This is a genomic window from Lacrimispora brassicae, assembly GCF_054772055.1.
The window spans coordinates 1-15,705 of the sequence record NZ_BRYH01000023.1; the positions used below are offsets into that span (position 1 = coordinate 1).

General features: G+C 45.6%; 15 protein-coding genes and 1 pseudogene. 5 read left to right on the forward strand and 11 right to left on the reverse strand.

What is annotated here, in order from left to right:
- The first annotated feature begins 141 nt into the window (after positions 1 to 141).
- The 3 genes and pseudogenes from ACYVD3_RS10335 to ACYVD3_RS10345 all read left to right on the forward strand — a co-directional run bounded on the left by ACYVD3_RS10335 (position 142) and on the right by ACYVD3_RS10345 (position 890).
- Complete coding sequence (locus tag ACYVD3_RS10335) at positions 142 to 351, forward strand: helix-turn-helix domain-containing protein (protein WP_460642432.1); 210 nt, start codon at positions 142 to 144, stop codon at positions 349 to 351.
- A gap of 19 nt (positions 352 to 370) precedes the next feature.
- A complete protein-coding gene (locus tag ACYVD3_RS10340; RefSeq protein WP_460642433.1) occupies positions 371 to 613 on the forward strand; it encodes a hypothetical protein in 243 nt (80 codons plus the stop codon).
- A 5-nt stretch (positions 614 to 618) separates the two neighbouring features.
- Positions 619 to 890, forward strand: a pseudogene (locus tag ACYVD3_RS10345) (type II toxin-antitoxin system YafQ family toxin).
- A 595-nt stretch (positions 891 to 1,485) separates the two neighbouring features.
- Here ACYVD3_RS10345 and ACYVD3_RS10350 read toward each other — a convergent pair.
- From ACYVD3_RS10350 to ACYVD3_RS10375, 6 genes are all read right to left on the reverse strand, one after another.
- Positions 1,486 to 1,719 carry a hypothetical protein gene (locus ACYVD3_RS10350; RefSeq protein ID WP_460642434.1) on the reverse strand — a complete coding sequence of 78 codons (234 nt, stop codon included), beginning with the start codon at positions 1,717 to 1,719 and terminating at the stop codon, positions 1,486 to 1,488.
- Between the two features lie 75 nt (positions 1,720 to 1,794).
- On the reverse strand, positions 1,795 to 1,929 hold the full coding sequence (locus ACYVD3_RS10355) for a hypothetical protein (protein ID WP_460642435.1): 135 nt from the start codon (positions 1,927 to 1,929) through the stop codon (positions 1,795 to 1,797).
- Positions 1,930 to 1,972: 43 nt separating this feature from the next.
- On the reverse strand, positions 1,973 to 2,800 hold the full coding sequence (locus ACYVD3_RS10360) for a carbohydrate ABC transporter permease (protein WP_460642436.1): 828 nt from the start codon (positions 2,798 to 2,800) through the stop codon (positions 1,973 to 1,975).
- 12 nt (positions 2,801 to 2,812) lie between these two features.
- Complete coding sequence (locus ACYVD3_RS10365) at positions 2,813 to 3,721, reverse strand: carbohydrate ABC transporter permease (RefSeq protein WP_460642437.1); 909 nt, start codon at positions 3,719 to 3,721, stop codon at positions 2,813 to 2,815.
- Positions 3,722 to 3,730: 9 nt separating this feature from the next.
- Positions 3,731 to 5,026, reverse strand: coding sequence for an ABC transporter substrate-binding protein (locus tag ACYVD3_RS10370; protein ID WP_460642438.1), 1,296 nt, complete (start codon positions 5,024 to 5,026; stop codon positions 3,731 to 3,733).
- A gap of 79 nt (positions 5,027 to 5,105) precedes the next feature.
- Positions 5,106 to 6,386: a Gfo/Idh/MocA family protein gene (locus ACYVD3_RS10375; RefSeq protein ID WP_460642439.1), complete on the reverse strand. Its 1,281-nt coding sequence runs from the start codon at positions 6,384 to 6,386 to the stop codon at positions 5,106 to 5,108.
- Positions 6,387 to 6,745: 359 nt separating this feature from the next.
- On the opposite strand from ACYVD3_RS10375, the gene ACYVD3_RS10380 reads away from it, so the two are divergent.
- Complete coding sequence (locus tag ACYVD3_RS10380) at positions 6,746 to 7,690, forward strand: AraC family transcriptional regulator (RefSeq protein WP_460642440.1); 945 nt, start codon at positions 6,746 to 6,748, stop codon at positions 7,688 to 7,690.
- 80 nt (positions 7,691 to 7,770) lie between these two features.
- Positions 7,771 to 9,660 carry a DUF5696 domain-containing protein gene (locus tag ACYVD3_RS10385; RefSeq protein WP_460642441.1) on the forward strand — a complete coding sequence of 630 codons (1,890 nt, stop codon included), beginning with the start codon at positions 7,771 to 7,773 and terminating at the stop codon, positions 9,658 to 9,660.
- Between the two features lie 255 nt (positions 9,661 to 9,915).
- Here the strand turns inward: ACYVD3_RS10385 and ACYVD3_RS10390 are convergent, their stop codons facing one another.
- The 5 genes from ACYVD3_RS10390 to ACYVD3_RS10410 all read right to left on the reverse strand — a co-directional run bounded on the left by ACYVD3_RS10390 (position 9,916) and on the right by ACYVD3_RS10410 (position 15,646).
- On the reverse strand, positions 9,916 to 10,359 hold the full coding sequence (locus tag ACYVD3_RS10390) for a hypothetical protein (protein ID WP_460642442.1): 444 nt from the start codon (positions 10,357 to 10,359) through the stop codon (positions 9,916 to 9,918).
- A 148-nt stretch (positions 10,360 to 10,507) separates the two neighbouring features.
- The gene (locus ACYVD3_RS10395) at positions 10,508 to 11,470 is read right to left on the reverse strand and encodes an AraC family transcriptional regulator (RefSeq protein ID WP_460642443.1); all 963 of its coding nucleotides are present in this window, start codon (positions 11,468 to 11,470) and stop codon (positions 10,508 to 10,510) included.
- Positions 11,471 to 11,488: 18 nt separating this feature from the next.
- Complete coding sequence (locus ACYVD3_RS10400; RefSeq protein WP_460642444.1) at positions 11,489 to 12,358, reverse strand: hypothetical protein; 870 nt, start codon at positions 12,356 to 12,358, stop codon at positions 11,489 to 11,491.
- On the reverse strand, positions 12,351 to 13,799 hold the full coding sequence (gene pdxR, locus ACYVD3_RS10405) for a MocR-like pyridoxine biosynthesis transcription factor PdxR (protein WP_460642445.1): 1,449 nt from the start codon (positions 13,797 to 13,799) through the stop codon (positions 12,351 to 12,353). The genes ACYVD3_RS10400 and pdxR overlap by 8 nt, the downstream gene beginning before the upstream one ends.
- A 173-nt stretch (positions 13,800 to 13,972) precedes the next feature.
- Positions 13,973 to 15,646 (reverse strand): glutamine--tRNA ligase/YqeY domain fusion protein, encoded by a 1,674-nt coding sequence (locus tag ACYVD3_RS10410; protein ID WP_460642446.1) that lies wholly within the window; start codon positions 15,644 to 15,646, stop codon positions 13,973 to 13,975.
- Positions 15,647 to 15,705 lie beyond the last annotated feature (59 nt).

Consider the following 15,705-nt stretch of genomic DNA (forward strand, 5'->3'; position numbering starts at 1 on the left):
CATATACAGCATTTGCTAAGTATTGCCAAGCATTTACAAACATTTTTCTAAATAGTTTTTACTTATATCCATATATCATCAATTAATTGCTTTACATCACAAAGCTAATGGTATATAGTGATCTTAAGAGGTGATAATAATATGACAATGGAACAAAAAATAAACATGGCCTTATCCTACAAGGGTATTAGTCAATCTGAGCTGGCCCGAAAGTTAGGCACCACACCATCTAATTTCAACCAGAAGGTAAAGAGAAACACTCTCACAAAAGAAGAACTAGAAGGAATCGCAGAGGCTTTAGGCTGCAACTGGCGGGCCGAATTCGAATTCCCAGACGGTACCAAAATATAGACTATGAGGAGGTGTTACCATGAGTTATCAGGACATAGCAAAAAACATGATTGACAAATTACCCGATGATAAAATGATATTTGTCATTAACATTCTGGAAAACATTGGTGAAATGTCGGGTGTTAATGTATATCCAGAATTTACCCCCAATGCTGAAACCATGGAGGCAATGGCAGAAGTTGAAGAAATGGCGCGAACTGGTAAGGGGAACCACTTTCCTGGCTCAACCGCTGATTTCCTGGCAATGTTGGAGGAGGAATAAAAACTATGCTCAAACTTAATGCCTCGACAAAATTTAAAAAAGATTATAAGCTTTGCATAAAACGAGGTTGGAATATTCCCTTACTTCAAGAGCCATTGACACATTAAGAATTCCTGCACCCTTGCCACTGAAAAATAAAGACCATGGTTTGTCTGGAAATTATTCTGGTCACAGGGAATGCCATATACAACCCGACTGGCTTCTAATTTACCAATTGTATGAAGATGAACTGTATCTTGTTCGCACTGGCACTCATGCGGACCTATTCGGGATGTAGGTACCTTAGGTAGCAGGCCACAACGGTTCTGTTGCCTTTTCTTAATCTAATCCATGAAATTCGTGGTTTTGGTGTCTTTTTTGATCCCTGCAATCGGAGAGGGGAAAATACCCTTTTCTTCCTTCATGACGAAAACCTCCTGCTCTCCCACTCAACGCAAAATTGCGGTCAGCTCCACCGGTACGAACCACAAGGGGTATCAATTTGTCACCCCTTCACCCCGTACTTTCAGGTACATGGGGTAACGATTCGTTAGGTCGGCCTCACTATTACCTTAGGCTCTTAATTCCTCCGTATCCATCAGGCAGCTCTCTCCTGCTGCTGTGTTCATGGCTCTTGCTCTCATAGTGTTGGCTCCTTTCCTATACCTCCTTATTAAGTTTATATGATCTACTAATAAGCCCTGCCTTTGCATTCCATCTGTCTTGTCACAGGATACTCTAATCTATACCCCATCAAAGATAAACCTCAATAATCAAAGACAATATAAAACGCCACGGAAATACTGAATTTCAGTATCCCGTGACGCATGATTATTATCTTGACACCAATTCTATACCATTTTGCATATCTCTTTTCCAGTCATTGAAGCATTTTACTCTGCTTTCGATGAAATAAGTAATTCCTTTAAATCCATGATCGACATCTCATGCTCGTCCAAAATCGTTGATACTTCCTTAAATTGTTCCAGCTTTATCTTATCCTGAATCTCTTTCTCTTTTTCACCTAAAGTTACCATACTATTCTTATATTGCTGGATCGTTTCCTGGACCTCTTTTAATTCTTCCTGAAGCTTTTCAAGCGATGTCTTTCTTACTCCTCTTGGCATATTGATTCTCTCCTTTACAGAAATATTTTATAGCGACCATATATTACCAAGTATATGCAAAGTTTCTTTTGTTTATTACTTTATAATTTCCGCTATAGAAATTTCTTCAGGAAGAACTTTTATGAAAACTTTCCGTTTTAAAGGTCTTTTCATGGCTCCATGAAAAGAAAAGGAAAGCGGATTTAATCTGCTTTCCTTTCCCTGTTTCAAACAACCCTCTTCATATTCTAAAAAACTTCCGGATACCGGTTCTTTAGCCCTTTACGCCGGTATGGGCCACTCCTTCAATGAACTGCTTCTGGAAAAGAAAAAACAAAACAACCATTGGGATGACAGCCAGAACTGCGCCTGCCATCTGTGCAGGATAATCATTGGTATGCTGTCCCTGAAGGGTGGACAGGGCCGGAGCCAGGGTCATTTTTGTTGTTGTTGTATTGACGATCAATGGCCACATAAAGTCATTCCAGGCAAACTTTGCCGTGAAAATCACAAGGGCCACGATCCCTGATTTAACCAGAGGAACCATGATCCTCATCAGGATCTGGAATCTGCCGCAGCCGTCAAGAATGGCCGCTTCCTCCAGCTCATCGGGGAGTGATAAGAAAAACTGCCGCATCATAAATGTCCCAAAGGCACTGAATAAATTAGGCAGAAAAAGCGCAAACAGCGTATCCAGAAGCCCGATCTTCTGCACAATTAAGTACTGGGGAACCAGAAAGATCTGTCCCGGTACCATCAGGACGGAAAGTACCACCAAAAACAGGATATCCCTTCCCGGAAATTTGATCCTGGCAAAGGAATACGCTGCCAGGGTACAGATCACCACCTGCCCTGCAACCGTTATGACCGTGGAAAATACGGTGTTCATATAGATCCTTCCAAAGGGAAGGGCGGTCAGAACGTTATGATAGGCCTCTGTAACAAACCGTTCCGGAAGAATCGTAGGCGGGATCGCCATGGATTCTCCCTTTGTTTTAAATGAGGTAAACAGCATCCAAAGAAACGGAAGCACGGTAATACCGATTCCTGCAATGAGAATCAGATGGATCAATAGCTTTTTTCGACTGCTCGTTCTCTTCATCGGTTACCTCCTTTAGTCGTAATTGACCCATTTTTTCTGTCCTATCATCTGAATCACCGTTACCAGCATGATAATAGAAAAGATCAAAATGGATATGGCTGCCGCATAGCCCTTATGTCCATAATCAAAGGCATTGCGGTAGAACATCATGACCAGGGTCTGAGTGCTGCGATAAGCCGTATTTGCTTTTCCGACCATCATATAAATGGTATCAAACACCTGAAAACCGCTGATGATGGAGGTGATCAAAACGAAAAATATAGTCGGTGACAGCATGGGGAGGGTGATCTTAAAGAACTGGTGAATGCCGCTTGCTCCATCCACAGACGCCGCCTCATAATAGGACCTTGATATCCCCTGCATGCCTGCTAAAAGTATGATCATGTTATAGCCTACGGTTCCCCATATTCCAACGATCATAATCATGAACAGGGCTGTCTTTGGGTCCGTAATCCAGCCGTGGGGAGAAAACTCCAACGCCTTCATTGCTGCATTTAAAAGGCCGTACTGCTCATTATAGATCCATTTCCAGACCATCGCCACTGCGGCCGACATGGTAACAGAGGGCAGGAAATAGATGGTCCTGTAAAAAGAAGTTCCCTTGATTTTTGTATTGAGCAGGGCCGCTACAAACAAGGATAACGTAAGGCCCAAGGGCACAGTGACCCCGACGTAGAGAAGTGTATTGCCAAGAGCCTTCCACAGTTCTTTATCCTTACACATTTCCAGATAGTTGTTAAGGCCATAAAAGGTGGCTACGTTGAATTTATTCACTTCATTAAAGCTGAACCAGAAGTTCTGGATAAAGGGAAAAATATAAAACACCAAGATTCCAAACAACAGGGGCGCTATGAATAAATACCCCTCTCCCCATTCTTTCCATTGCCGCTTTGCTATTTTCTTTTTTGTCGTACCCTGCATTTCATACACCTACTTCTTATTTTTTGCCAGAATCGCATCTGCGTCAGTCTTAAGCTGGCTGCATACATCTGCTAAAGGCTTCTCGCCGGAATAAGCTGCCTTTAAGGCCTCTAATTCTATATCATAGATCTCTGCCACGGATTTGCACACAGGAAGGGGATTTGCTTCACCGGAATGATTGGTGTAGGCAGCCAGGTTCAAATCCTTGTTGGACTCGGCAAAATACTTCTGAGCGTCATTCCGTGCGGAAATAACAACTCCGCTCTCTCCCTGGATCTTCATGGCTTCTTCACCGCCCAGCCATAATGCAAAGTCTGCTGCAGCGTCCTTGTTTTTACTTCCTGAAAATACTGCATAGCCAAGTCCGTTTATGATGTTCGGCTCAACTCCGTTAAATGACGGGAATTCCACCAGATTGATCTTGGTGTTGATGGCGTCATTAGCAGTATACTCAGGTGTCATATAGGAGCCTGCTAAAACCATTGCTATCTGGCCGCCTTCAAACATTGCATCGGCAGTTGTCTCTGACAATGCGGCTGCTGATGGGGAATAGCCCTCATTAATCAGGTCGATCCAGCACTGGATGCCTTCCTGGGTCTTGGGATCTGCATAGCCGGTCTCTGTTTTGTCGGCATTTAAGATCCAGCCGCCGTTAGCATATACTGTTGGGTAATACCAGGTCTGGAAATCGATGGGGCAGGCAAAAGGATACGCTCCGGAGTCAAGACCTGCTGCCTTTAAATCCTTGCATGCTTTCACAAGATCATCATAAGTCCAGTCATCGGTAGGATAAGCCACCCCTGCCTTATCAAAAGTCTCTTTGTTATACCACAGGGCATTGGTATCAAAATCCTTTGGTACTGCAATCTGCTTATCCTCAAAATTATAAGCTTTTACAAGAGCTTCCGGGAAATTCTTTTCAAGGTCTAAATCTGATTTCTTCAAATAATCATTTAAGTCCAGAAGGATTCCTCCGTCATAATAATCCTCTGCATGAAGTACATTGAGCCAGAATACATCAGGCGCTGTTCCTCCTGTTGCCGCTGCCTCCAGCTTGGTCCAGTATTCGCCTCCCTTATAAGGTGTAAGCTGGATCTCAATCTTTACATTTTCATGGGTTTTCTCATAGGCCTGAGCCATAGCCTCCATGACCGGGCGCTGCTTTTCATCCCATATTCCAAAGCTCAGTGTTGTAGGACCTCCTTTGGAAGCTTTGCCGCCTCCGCTGCATGCGGTAAGGCTCATTGCAGCCATGGCAAGGGCCATTCCCATTGCCAGCACTTTCATTCCTTTTGTTTTCTTCATAATTTGCTCTCTCCTTTTTTTATTGATATTTTGTATACAATGAACCAAGATTGAAGATGGTTTTCTTTCAACCTTTCATTTAACGAATATCCTTTAATTGAACCAGCTTTCCCCCTGAAACTCTGGACTGCTCCGCTGCCAGGGCTATATAATGGCTCTCCAGGGATTTTTCCAATGTGGTCATGGAATGACTGGGCTGGGTTCCTTCCCTGACCATATCAATAAACTGCTCCACCATCCGGTTGTCGCCGCCTGCATGGCCGGAAAAATCATCAGACAATTTGGAAACGTCTATGATTTCCTTTTCCTTTCCAAAAGGCCTTACAATGATGAGATTGGAATGAAGGCTGGCTTCAATCTCTCCCTTTGTTCCCATGAATTTGGCGTATCTGGAATTTTCCTCTGTGCAGCCTGTCATGGTAAAGCTGATGGTAGAACCGTCTGTCATATTTAAATTCACTACCTGATGATCCACTACATTATTATCGCAATGATACACGCACCTTCCATAGGGCCCGGTCTTTATGGCTTCCATAATGGATTCTTCCGTAGGATGAAGGGTGAGCACGTTGCAGGGCCAGTCTGACTTGCCATGGGCGATGCCGGTCTTTTCATTGGTTATGTAGATTTTTTCCGCATCAAAGGGGCATTCTTCCTTGGCCTTACAGCCATCTAAGCAGCGCTTTGCGGCGCCCTCCGGCGCTTTTTCCTCTTTGAATAAATAGGTGCTTCCAAAGGAATTCACGGAATCACAGGTCTTTCCGGTCAGCCACAACAAAAGGTCCATATCATGACAGCACTTTTGAAGAATCATGGGGCTGGTGATTTCTGAGTTTCTCCAGTTTCCCCTGACAAAGCTGTGGGCCTGATGCCAGTAGCCTACATTCTCAATTCCCATGACAGTGACCACATCGCCGATCACTCCGGAATCAATAAGCTCTTTTACCTTTGTGTAAAAGGGCGTATAGCGCAGCACATGACAGACAACTATTTTCCGTCCTTTCTCACTGGCAGACTTTAAAAGTTCCCTGCATTCGTCTAAATCCGGTGAAACAGGCTTTTCCAGCAAAAGATCGTATCCCTTTTCAAGAGCAGGAAGGGCGTGGCCCACATGCTGTCTGTCCTGTGTGGCAATAAACATCACATCGGCAAGCTTTTCCTGTTTTAACATCTCCTCCGCACTGGAAAAACACCGCTCCTTCGGTACTCCGTATTCTCTGGCCACCTCTTCTACCTTTGATTCCTCAATATCCGCAATGGCAGTGATCTCCATCTTTTCAGGAAGCAGCTTTGCAACGGTTGCGTAAGTATCCTTGCCTCTGCTTCCCAGGCCTGCAATGGCAACTGTAATTCTTTTCATATAATCGTCCCTTCTTATCATGGTTCTTTTTTTATCATTATATAATGAACTGGAATGATATGCTTATACTATTATCCGGACTCATTGCCAAATTCGTTGTTTTTTCCGTTATTGTGCACAAATCTTTTTAAATAGTGTTCCCTTATTACGGTGATTTCAACGGATTTTACCAAAAAATACAAAAAGAGGCATTCATATGAATCCATGAACGCCTCCGTTGGCCCAATAATTATTTTTCTCTATTATACTCTTATTCCATGAGTTTGAATTGCAAGATTGTCCTGTCTTGTTATCAAATTATCCAATCTTGCCAGCCGGTTCATTTCATGCTACCATAAAAGCCAAAGGAGGTATTCCAAATGGCATATTGCAGCACACCGTTAAATATAGAATTTGATATCCGGGAGATCATAACCGTCCACTACTTTGAATATATGAAGGATTTCGTATTTTCAGGAGAAGCCCATGATTTCTGGGAGTTTCTTTATGTGGATAAAGGGGAGATCACCGTACAGGCAAACCAGTCCATCTACCACTTAAAGGCAGGAGATGTGATCTTTCACAAGCCAAATGAATTTCATGCCCTGAAGGCCATGGGGAATAAGGCACCCAACCTGGTGGCCGTCTCGTTCCGCTGCACCAGCGAAAGCATGAGATCTTTTGATGAGAAATCCTGTTCCTTAAATCAGGAGGAGCGTTTCCTCATTTCCAGGATCATCGCTGAAGCAAGGCAGGCCTTTTCCACTCCCCTTCACATCCCTTCCGTGGAAAAGGTGGAACTGGCATCTTCCCCTGCCTTTGGAGCTGCCCAGCTCATCCTTTTGTACCTGCAGATTTTCCTGATCCATGTAAAACGGAATCATTTTGAAGTGGACAGCGGGCCCATTCATGGGGTTCTGACCGAGCAAATGGCCCTTTCCTCCAATTCCACCCATTTGGAGCAGATCATTCAGTTTATGGAATTCCACATCTGTGAACACCTTTCCATAAAAGCCATTTGCGATGAATTCTCCATAAGCCGCTCCACCCTCCATTCCCTGTTTCACAAAGAAAAAAACTGCGGGGCCATTGACTATTTTAATTTAATGAAAATCGAGCGTTCCAAGGAGATCATGCGGGATGGCAACATGAATTTTACGGAGATCGCGTATTACTTATCCTACAGCTCCCTGCAGTATTTTTCCAAACAGTTTAAAAAGACAACCGGAATGTCTCCCCTGGAGTATTTTAATTCCGTCAAAAAATATTCCAATGAGATCACAAATGCCAGCAAGAAAAAGAGGGTGGAGGACCGGATGATTTGACAAGATTCTGTGATGATACCATAAGGCTTTTTTCCAAAAAAGTGCTATATTAGAACCATCAAATCAGTGGAGGATGGACAATGCAAGACATTATAATCAATCAAACCGCCTTGAGCTTTGAGGAAAGCTCCCTCCTGTTTTCTATAAAGCATGGGAATGCGCTTTGGAAATGGGACAAAGAGTATAGGCCCCGCCTTGTGACCGGCGGACAGACCGTCTATTTCCAGGACGCCGCTTCCATCACCCATAGCCAGTGGAAAACAGGGGCAGGAGAAGGGATCATCAGCCATTACCAGGGCTTTCAGTTAGACGGCAGGGATCTTGAACTGGCCTTTGAAACGGTTTCATGGATGGAATATGCCACAGAGGACATCCATTTTGAATGGATCCCCCTGACAGAAAGCAGCATCCCGGTTTCAGAAATATACTGGCCCGGATACATGGAGTTTGAAACGAAAAGCGACCGGTGGTATACTCTTTTGAACATCCAGCAGGGGCTGCTCATACCAAACACCTGGGAAACACCCCTGGAAAAACTGCCCTTTGACGGTATGATGTGCACGGCCGGCTCTTACATGCCCTGGTTTAGCCAGGTAAAAGATGGGGAAAGCTACCTGGCTATTTGTGAACAGCCCTGGGATGCCGCCTATTATGCGGAGCATCCGGTAAATGGTCCCTATACCCACACCGGCATCAAATGGCTGCCAAGCCTGGGGAAAATGAACGGCCGCAGGACCATGCGGTATTCCTTTTTATCAGACTGCGATTACAATGACATCTGCAAGCATTACAGAAGCTATGTAAAAGAGCAGGGCACCTTCTGTTCCCTGAAGGAAAAGGCCGCCAAAGCTCCTGTTCACAAGCTGGTGGGCGCTTCTTTCATCCATAAGGGGATCAAGACCCTGGTTATGCCGGACTCCCGCTTCTTTGACCCGGAAAACCCGGACAAAAACAACCATGTATACAGCTTTGAGAAAAGAACCGGTGAGGTCCATCATTTCGGCAAGGATTTAGGCCTTAAAAAGCTGTACCTCCATCTGGATGGATGGGCGGAGCCAGGCTATGACAACCAGCATCCGGACTACCTCCCCGCCTGCGAAGAGGCTGGGGGCTGGGAAAAGATGAAAGAGCTTGCGGATACCATGCACAAGTATGGTTACTCCTTTGGCATCCACGACCAGTACCGGGATTATTACCGCAGGGCAAAAACCTTTGACCAGAATTTTGCAGCCCAAAAGCCTGACAAGACCCTTACGGAGCATGCCAACTGGGCAGGCGGGCCACAAACCTATTTGTGCGCCACCCAGGCTCCCTATTATGTAAAAAGGAATTTTACTGAAATCAGGAAAAACGGAGTGGAATTAGACTGTGCCTACTTGGATGTGTTCACCTGCAACGAGCCTGACGAATGCGACCACCCATGGCACCGGATCAACCGGAAGGAATGCCTGGACTACCGAAGTCTCTGCTTTGAATACCTGATTTCCCAGGGGATCCTTCCAAGCTCTGAAGAAGTGACGGACTGGTCCGTAAGGAGCCTTGTGTTCTGTCATTACGCTCCCTATTCCTTTATGATGCACGAGCCGGGAGCTGAGCGCCAGGGGATGGGGGTGCCTCTCTTTAACTTAGTATACCATGACTGCCTGATCATCCCCTGGATGATGGAAAAATATGAAAAAGAGGATTTCATGCTCTATGCCCTCTTAAACGGCGGCGCACCCTATTTTATCCGGGATGGGGCTTATGAAAACATCGACGGCTCCTTTGGCGGCCATCAAATCCTTTCAGAGGAAGAAATGGCTGCCCGCTGCGGCGTTGTTGCTTCCCTTCACGAAAAGGTGGCTATGTGTGAAATGCTGTCCCATGAATTCATAGAAGATGATCCTTTCCGGCAGCGGACTGCATTTGCAGACGGCACTGTGGTTGAAATCGATTTGATTCACGGGACTTTTAAAATCAAAAACAAATAATAGGGTCCATATCGTATTTTCCACAAAGCTCTGCATTGTCAAAAGATATGCTGCTTTGAATTAAACCTAGCTGGAATAACAGGAAATCCTTCCTTTCCCTCTGGAAGGATTTCCCAATCTCCTTTATAAAGGAAATCAGACTCCCTGATTTGATTTCGGCACAGGAATTAATGCAAAGATATGCAAGAAAAGCGTAATGCCCTGCCAGACTTTACGCTTTATATGCAGTATAATATATTTTGTTTTACCGGTTGACTATGAGATTTCTTTGGCTCTCAGTTTATTATCGTGCCTTTTGATGTATAAATCCTGAATTTCCTGTTTCGCCTTAATATCACTGGTAAGATGTATGGCTTCATCGAGTTTACGATTTAAATCTAAATGACCTTCTGCAATGACCATAATGTTATGGCTGATTTCGTTTTCAAGTGTTAGTTCAATTACGGATACTTTCTTTTTTAAAATTGCTATGTCAGTCTTAACCTCCTGCATGTCAGACTTGACCTCCTGCATGTCAGACTTGACCTCCTGCATGTCAGACTTGACCCCCTGCATGTCAGACTTGACCCCCTGCATGTCAGCCTTGACCCCCTGCATGTCAGCCTTGACCCCCTGCATGTCAGCCTTGACCTCCTGCATGTCAGACTTAATATTAGTTACCGCCTGTAATAAAAGCTCCAATTTTTCACTATCAGTCATACCCAGCCCTCCTAAATTTAATGAAAATATTATACCATATGCCAAACGTAAAGTCACTACACATTTATTCTTTCCAGGCACGAACTGACTTTCGCAATTTTAGAGCCCCCTTCTCTCTTCACCTTCCGTATTCTTCCCTTACCTCTGCTTAAGAAACCGAATCCCTGTATTCCTTTGGGGACATTCCGTAATAGTTCCGGAAGATCCGGTGGAAATAGCTGGTATTATCATAGCCCACTGCAATGGAAATGTCCGCAACAGAAAGCCTGGTATTTAAAAGAAGGAAAGAAGCCTGATTCAGCCGCTTCACCTGCAAAAGCTCCTTATAGGTCCGCCCGGTCAGTCTCTTTATAGTCCGGCTCAGCCAGTAAATATTGTAATTAAGCAGAGCCGCAAGGTCAGTCAGCTCCCCCTCCTTATAATTTTCGTCAATGTAAGTGAGGACCTGAAAGATCAGCTTCTGTTCAAAGCTTTCCGGAGTATGGCTGATCTTATCCGTATAATGCATGAGCTGGAGGAACAAAAGCCCCATGGTGATCTGGTTGATGCTCCTTTTATTAGGCTGGTTGCTTAAAAGGGTCCAAACCATGTTTTCCACCAGATTCTGTACCGGCAGCACATCTGCTACCTGGAAATGGAGGTAGCTGGCGTAACGGGGATCAAAACAAAGGCAGCCTACCAGGAAATCCCCCAGAAGGTTTTCCTCTTCTCCCATCATTTCAAAAGCAGTGTCAAAAAATTCCGGCAGAATAATGAAGTTTACCCCAATGTCCGCCTCTCCTGCCGGAAGGATCTCCTGGGTGGCATGCTGGTTTAAAAACAGCAGCTCCCCTGTTTTTAAAACCACCGTTTCCCCGTCAATAATATGGACTGTTTCCCCCTTGCACATATAGATCACTTCAATGTAATTATGCTTGTGCTTAGGGAAATGGACAAACCTGGTATGGGGCCTGATGGAGATCATCTTTCCGTGCTCCAGCATCTTTTTGCTGTCAATGATAAGGTCCTGCCCCTCGGTATACCGGTTGCGGTCAATTTCCGTCCGCCCATTGATCATTTCCCGTTCCTCGTCTGTAATGACTCCCAGACGGTCTAAGATTTCCTGGTTCACCCGTCAAGGCCTCCTTTTTTAAGCCTGTGGAAAAACCAGCAGGTTTTTCCACCTGTCCTCTCCTATGGCGCTTTCCCCTAAAATATAAGCATGGATATCATCATCCTTTGCCATGAGCTTGTAAATGGGCCCGCCGGAATCATCCGTATCCTTTATCCACCGGTCATCCTTTACGATCACGCCATCAGCCACATAAAACTGCCAGACGGCAGCCTCCCCTTCTGCATTGGTGCTGGTGTAGGTGATCTCTCCCTGCATCAGATCATCCTGAAAAGCCCCTCTTTTTGCATTGAGCTTTGTAATTCCCTCTGATACCCCGTCGTAATAATTGTAGCCGCATTCCCCGTTTCCGTTCATCTTTCCCTTCACCCATGTCCCATAGGAGTAATCATAGCGTTTCCCTTCCTCCAGTTCAAGGACCTGAAGGGCCGTACACTCTCCCTCCGGCTTTCCTGATGCAAAATTTCCGTAAAAAACCGTAGAAGCCTTTACAAACACCAGTCCTTTGCCGGAAGATATCTCCCCTTTCACCCTTGTCCCGTCATACATGAAGGGAAAGTCTTTCCAGGGAATCTCATAACCGCTTAACACTCTGGCGGCCCCTTCTAAGTCCCCCTGGTCAAACAGCTCTGTCAGCCGGGTTAAAAACTCCTCATCTCCGGAGGTAAGGATTATCTCATCCGATGAGACCTCTTCCAAAGGCGCTGCCAGAGCCTTTGCTTCTGCCTTTCCCACCTCTGTATAATCCCCGGCTGGCTCTTCATATTCTTTTTCATTCCTTATGGTACCGGCAATGCTGAGCAGCAGCAGAAGCACCGTAATAAGCCCGATCCAAAGGATGATTCGAAGGTTTTCCCTTCTCTTCTGATCCTCCCAATTCTCACTCACAAAATCCCTCCTTATGGTCACACACGGACCAGGCCCGGCAAAGCAGGGTAAGTCCTGTTCTTATCTCTTCTTCCGTAAGGCTTGCAAATCCAAGAACAACCGTTGACGGATAGTCATTATGCTCTTCATGGATAAAGTATCCCGACATTCCATAAACCTTAACCCCGGATTTTTCCGCCATATTTATGAGCAGGCTCTCCGCCCTTTTCTTCCTGTCCGTTAAAAGCAGATGAAGCCCCGCATGTTCTCCCCTGATCAAGAACTGGCTTTCAAAAGGCTTAAGACCTGCTGACAGCACGTCGTGCTTTGCCTTATAGACCGCCCTCATCCGGTTTAAATGGCGCTCGTAATGTCCTTCTGCCATAAACTGATAAAGGATGTTCTGGTCAATGCGGGATACTGTGGAGGCATAGAAATTCATCCTCTCCCGGTAAACGGCTAACAAAGGTGCTGGCAAGACCATGTAGCTTACACGGATGGCAGGCGCAATGGATTTGGAAAAGGTCCCGCAGTAAATGACCCGGTTTCTTCCGTCCATTCCCTGCAAAGCAGGGATGGGCTTTCCCTTGTAGCGGAATTCACTGTCATAATCATCCTCGATGAGATACCGCCCCTCTTGTTCATAGGCCCAGACAAGAAGCTCCTGCCTCCTCTTTACCGGCATTACGATGCCGGTGGGATACTGGTGGGAAGGCATCACATAGGCGATGTGAGCCCCGCTTTTTTCCAAAAGCTCCACATCCATGCCGGATCGGTCCATGGCAACAGGAACCACCTGGTACTTTAAGCTGTGAAAGACCCGGTAAGCCTGCTTATAGGTGGGGTTTTCCATGGCGATCACCTGCTCCCTCCCAAGAATCTGGGACAGCAGCATCAAAAGGTATTCACTTCCTGCTCCCACAATGATCTGTTCTGCCTGACAGTTCACCCCGCGGGCGGAATGGAGATAGGAACGGATGGCTTCCCTGAGGGCAGGTTCCCCCTGGGGATCTCCCGGCATGAACATCTCCCGGTTATCGTCTACAAGAGTATTTTTCGATATCTTTCTCCAGGTATTAAAGGGAAATGCACAAAGATCAATGCCTCTGGGGGAAAAGTCTACCTTCCATTCCCCAGCCTTTTCCCTGCCAAAGGAGGAGGGAGGAAAAAGAGACGGAATCTTATCCTTTAGTTCCTGGCCCGTGTGCACCAGGCCCTCGATCCTGCATACAAAATACCCCTTACAGGGGACAGCCTCAATATACCCTTCTGACAAAAGCTGTTCATAAGCCATCTGGGTGGTGCTGCGGCTGACCTTTAGATTCTCCGCAAGCTGCCTTGTAGACGGAAGGCGGGTAGCCGGACTTATATTCCCCTTTTTTATTTCCTCTTTGATATAGCTGTAAATCTGGCTGTAATAGGGCATTCCAGACTGGTTTTTTAAGGGTATCAGAAGTTCCATGAAAAACTCCTCCTTTCCTGCTCATAGGTTTGGACACAGCCCCCCGTTTTACCGGGTGTAAAGACATACCACAGGATATCCTTTACCGGATATGAAGAAATGCCGCACGTCCTTTTTCTCCCGGTCATGCAGCATTTTTCTCGTTTGACCGGCCATCACGGCCTGTCATAAGTTTATTTTGTTATTTTAAAAGAACTCTTTAATGAAACGATCCGGTTAAATACAAGATGGTCTTCCCTGCTGTCCTTGCAGTCAATACAGAAAAATCCGTTTCTCACAAACTGGAAACTGTCATAAGCCTTTGTGCCTGAGAAGCTGGGCTCCACATAGCAGCTCTTTAAGATTGTCAAGGAATTTGGATTTAAGTTTAAGCTGCCGTCCTCGTTAAGCTTTCCTTTTTCTTCATCCACGATGTTTTCATACAGACGGCATTCCGCCTGTACTGCGGTGGAGGAAGCCACCCAGTGGATCGTTCCCTTTACCTTTCTGCCCTCAAAGCCGGAGCCGCTTTTTGTCTCCGGATCATAGGTACAGTGCACTACCGTCACATTGCCGTCAGCATCCTTTTCACAGCCGGTGCAGGTGACAAAATAAGCATTCATCAGGCGGACTTCATTGCCTGGGAAAAGGCGGAAATATTTCTTAATTGGCTCTTCCATAAAATCTTCCCGTTCGATATAAAGCTCTTTCCCAAAGGGAACCTTTCTCTCTCCTAATTCAGGATTTTCCATGTTGTTGGCAACATCCAGATACTCCACGGTATCCTCAGGATAGTTGTCAATGACCAGCTTGATCGGATCCAGGATCGCCATCAATCTGGGTTTCTTCAACTTTAAATCTTCACGGATACAGTATTCCAGCATGGCATAATCCACGGAGCTGTTGGCCTTTGATACGCCTACCAGATCCACAAACATGCGGAGGGATTCCGGGGTGTAGCCTCTTCTTCTTAAGGCTGCAATGGATACCAGGCGGGGGTCGTCCCATCCATCAACGATTCCGTCCTCCACCAGCTTCTTAATGTAGCGTTTTCCAGTGATCACATTGGTCAGATACAGCTTTGCAAATTCGATCTGGCGTGGAGGATTTGCATATTCGCACTCCTTAACCACCCAGTCGTAAAGCGGCCTGTGGTCTTCAAATTCCAGAGTACAGATGGAATGGGTGATGCGCTCAATGGCATCCTCTATTGGGTGGGCAAAATCATACATGGGATAAATGCACCACTGATCCCCGGTGTTATGATGAGTCATTCGGGCCACACGGTAAATAACCGGATCACGCATGTTGATGTTGGGAGACGCCATATCGATCTTGGCACGGAGAACCCTTTCCCCATCCTTATACTTGCCTTCCTTCATCTCTTCAAACAGCTTTAAGTTCTCTTCCACGCTGCGGTTCCGGTAAGGGCTTTCTTTTCCCGGAGTCTTAAAATCCCCCCGGTATTCTCTGATCTCTTCCGCAGTCAGATCACAGACAAATGCCTTCCCCTTCTTTATTAAAAGAACGGCGCAATCATACATCTCCTGAAAATAATTGGAGGCAAAGAAAAGGCGGTCCTCAAAATCAGCTCCCAGCCACTTCACATCCTCCATGATGGATTCCACAAATTCTGTTTTTTCTTTTGTCGGGTTTGTATCGTCAAAACGGAGGTTGAATTTTCCACCATACTTCTGAGCCAGGCCATAGTTAAGTAAAATCGATTTTGCATGTCCGATATGCAGATAGCCGTTAGGCTCCGGCGGAAATCTGGTCTGCACATGATCATAAACGCCCTCTGCAAGATCCTTATCTATCTCCTGTTCAATAAAGTTTTTAGAAACCACTTCTTCTTTGTTCGCTTCCATTTCTCTTCCTCCATGTCAGTAATTCCAATAATACACTATCATACCATACTTCATTCATT

Excerpts from the sequence above, each read along its gene's own strand:
- pdxR (WP_460642445.1), bottom strand. The coding sequence starts at position 13,799 with ATGGAACTTCTGATACCCTTAAAAAACCAGTCTGGAATGCCCTATTAC.
- ACYVD3_RS10350 (WP_460642434.1), bottom strand. The coding sequence starts at position 1,719 with ATGCCAAGAGGAGTAAGAAAGACATCGCTTGAAAAGCTTCAGGAAGAA.
- ACYVD3_RS10360 (WP_460642436.1), bottom strand. The coding sequence starts at position 2,800 with ATGAAGAGAACGAGCAGTCGAAAAAAGCTATTGATCCATCTGATTCTC.
- ACYVD3_RS10390 (WP_460642442.1), bottom strand. The coding sequence starts at position 10,359 with ATGACTGATAGTGAAAAATTGGAGCTTTTATTACAGGCGGTAACTAAT.
- ACYVD3_RS10385 (WP_460642441.1), top strand. The coding sequence starts at position 7,771 with ATGCAAGACATTATAATCAATCAAACCGCCTTGAGCTTTGAGGAAAGC.
- ACYVD3_RS10340 (WP_460642433.1), top strand. The coding sequence starts at position 371 with ATGAGTTATCAGGACATAGCAAAAAACATGATTGACAAATTACCCGAT.
- ACYVD3_RS10375 (WP_460642439.1), bottom strand. The coding sequence starts at position 6,386 with ATGAAAAGAATTACAGTTGCCATTGCAGGCCTGGGAAGCAGAGGCAAG.
- ACYVD3_RS10365 (WP_460642437.1), bottom strand. The coding sequence starts at position 3,721 with ATGCAGGGTACGACAAAAAAGAAAATAGCAAAGCGGCAATGGAAAGAA.
- ACYVD3_RS10335 (WP_460642432.1), top strand. The coding sequence starts at position 142 with ATGACAATGGAACAAAAAATAAACATGGCCTTATCCTACAAGGGTATT.
- ACYVD3_RS10410 (WP_460642446.1), bottom strand. The coding sequence starts at position 15,646 with ATGGAAGCGAACAAAGAAGAAGTGGTTTCTAAAAACTTTATTGAACAG.
- ACYVD3_RS10370 (WP_460642438.1), bottom strand. The coding sequence starts at position 5,026 with ATGAAGAAAACAAAAGGAATGAAAGTGCTGGCAATGGGAATGGCCCTT.
- ACYVD3_RS10380 (WP_460642440.1), top strand. The coding sequence starts at position 6,746 with ATGGCATATTGCAGCACACCGTTAAATATAGAATTTGATATCCGGGAG.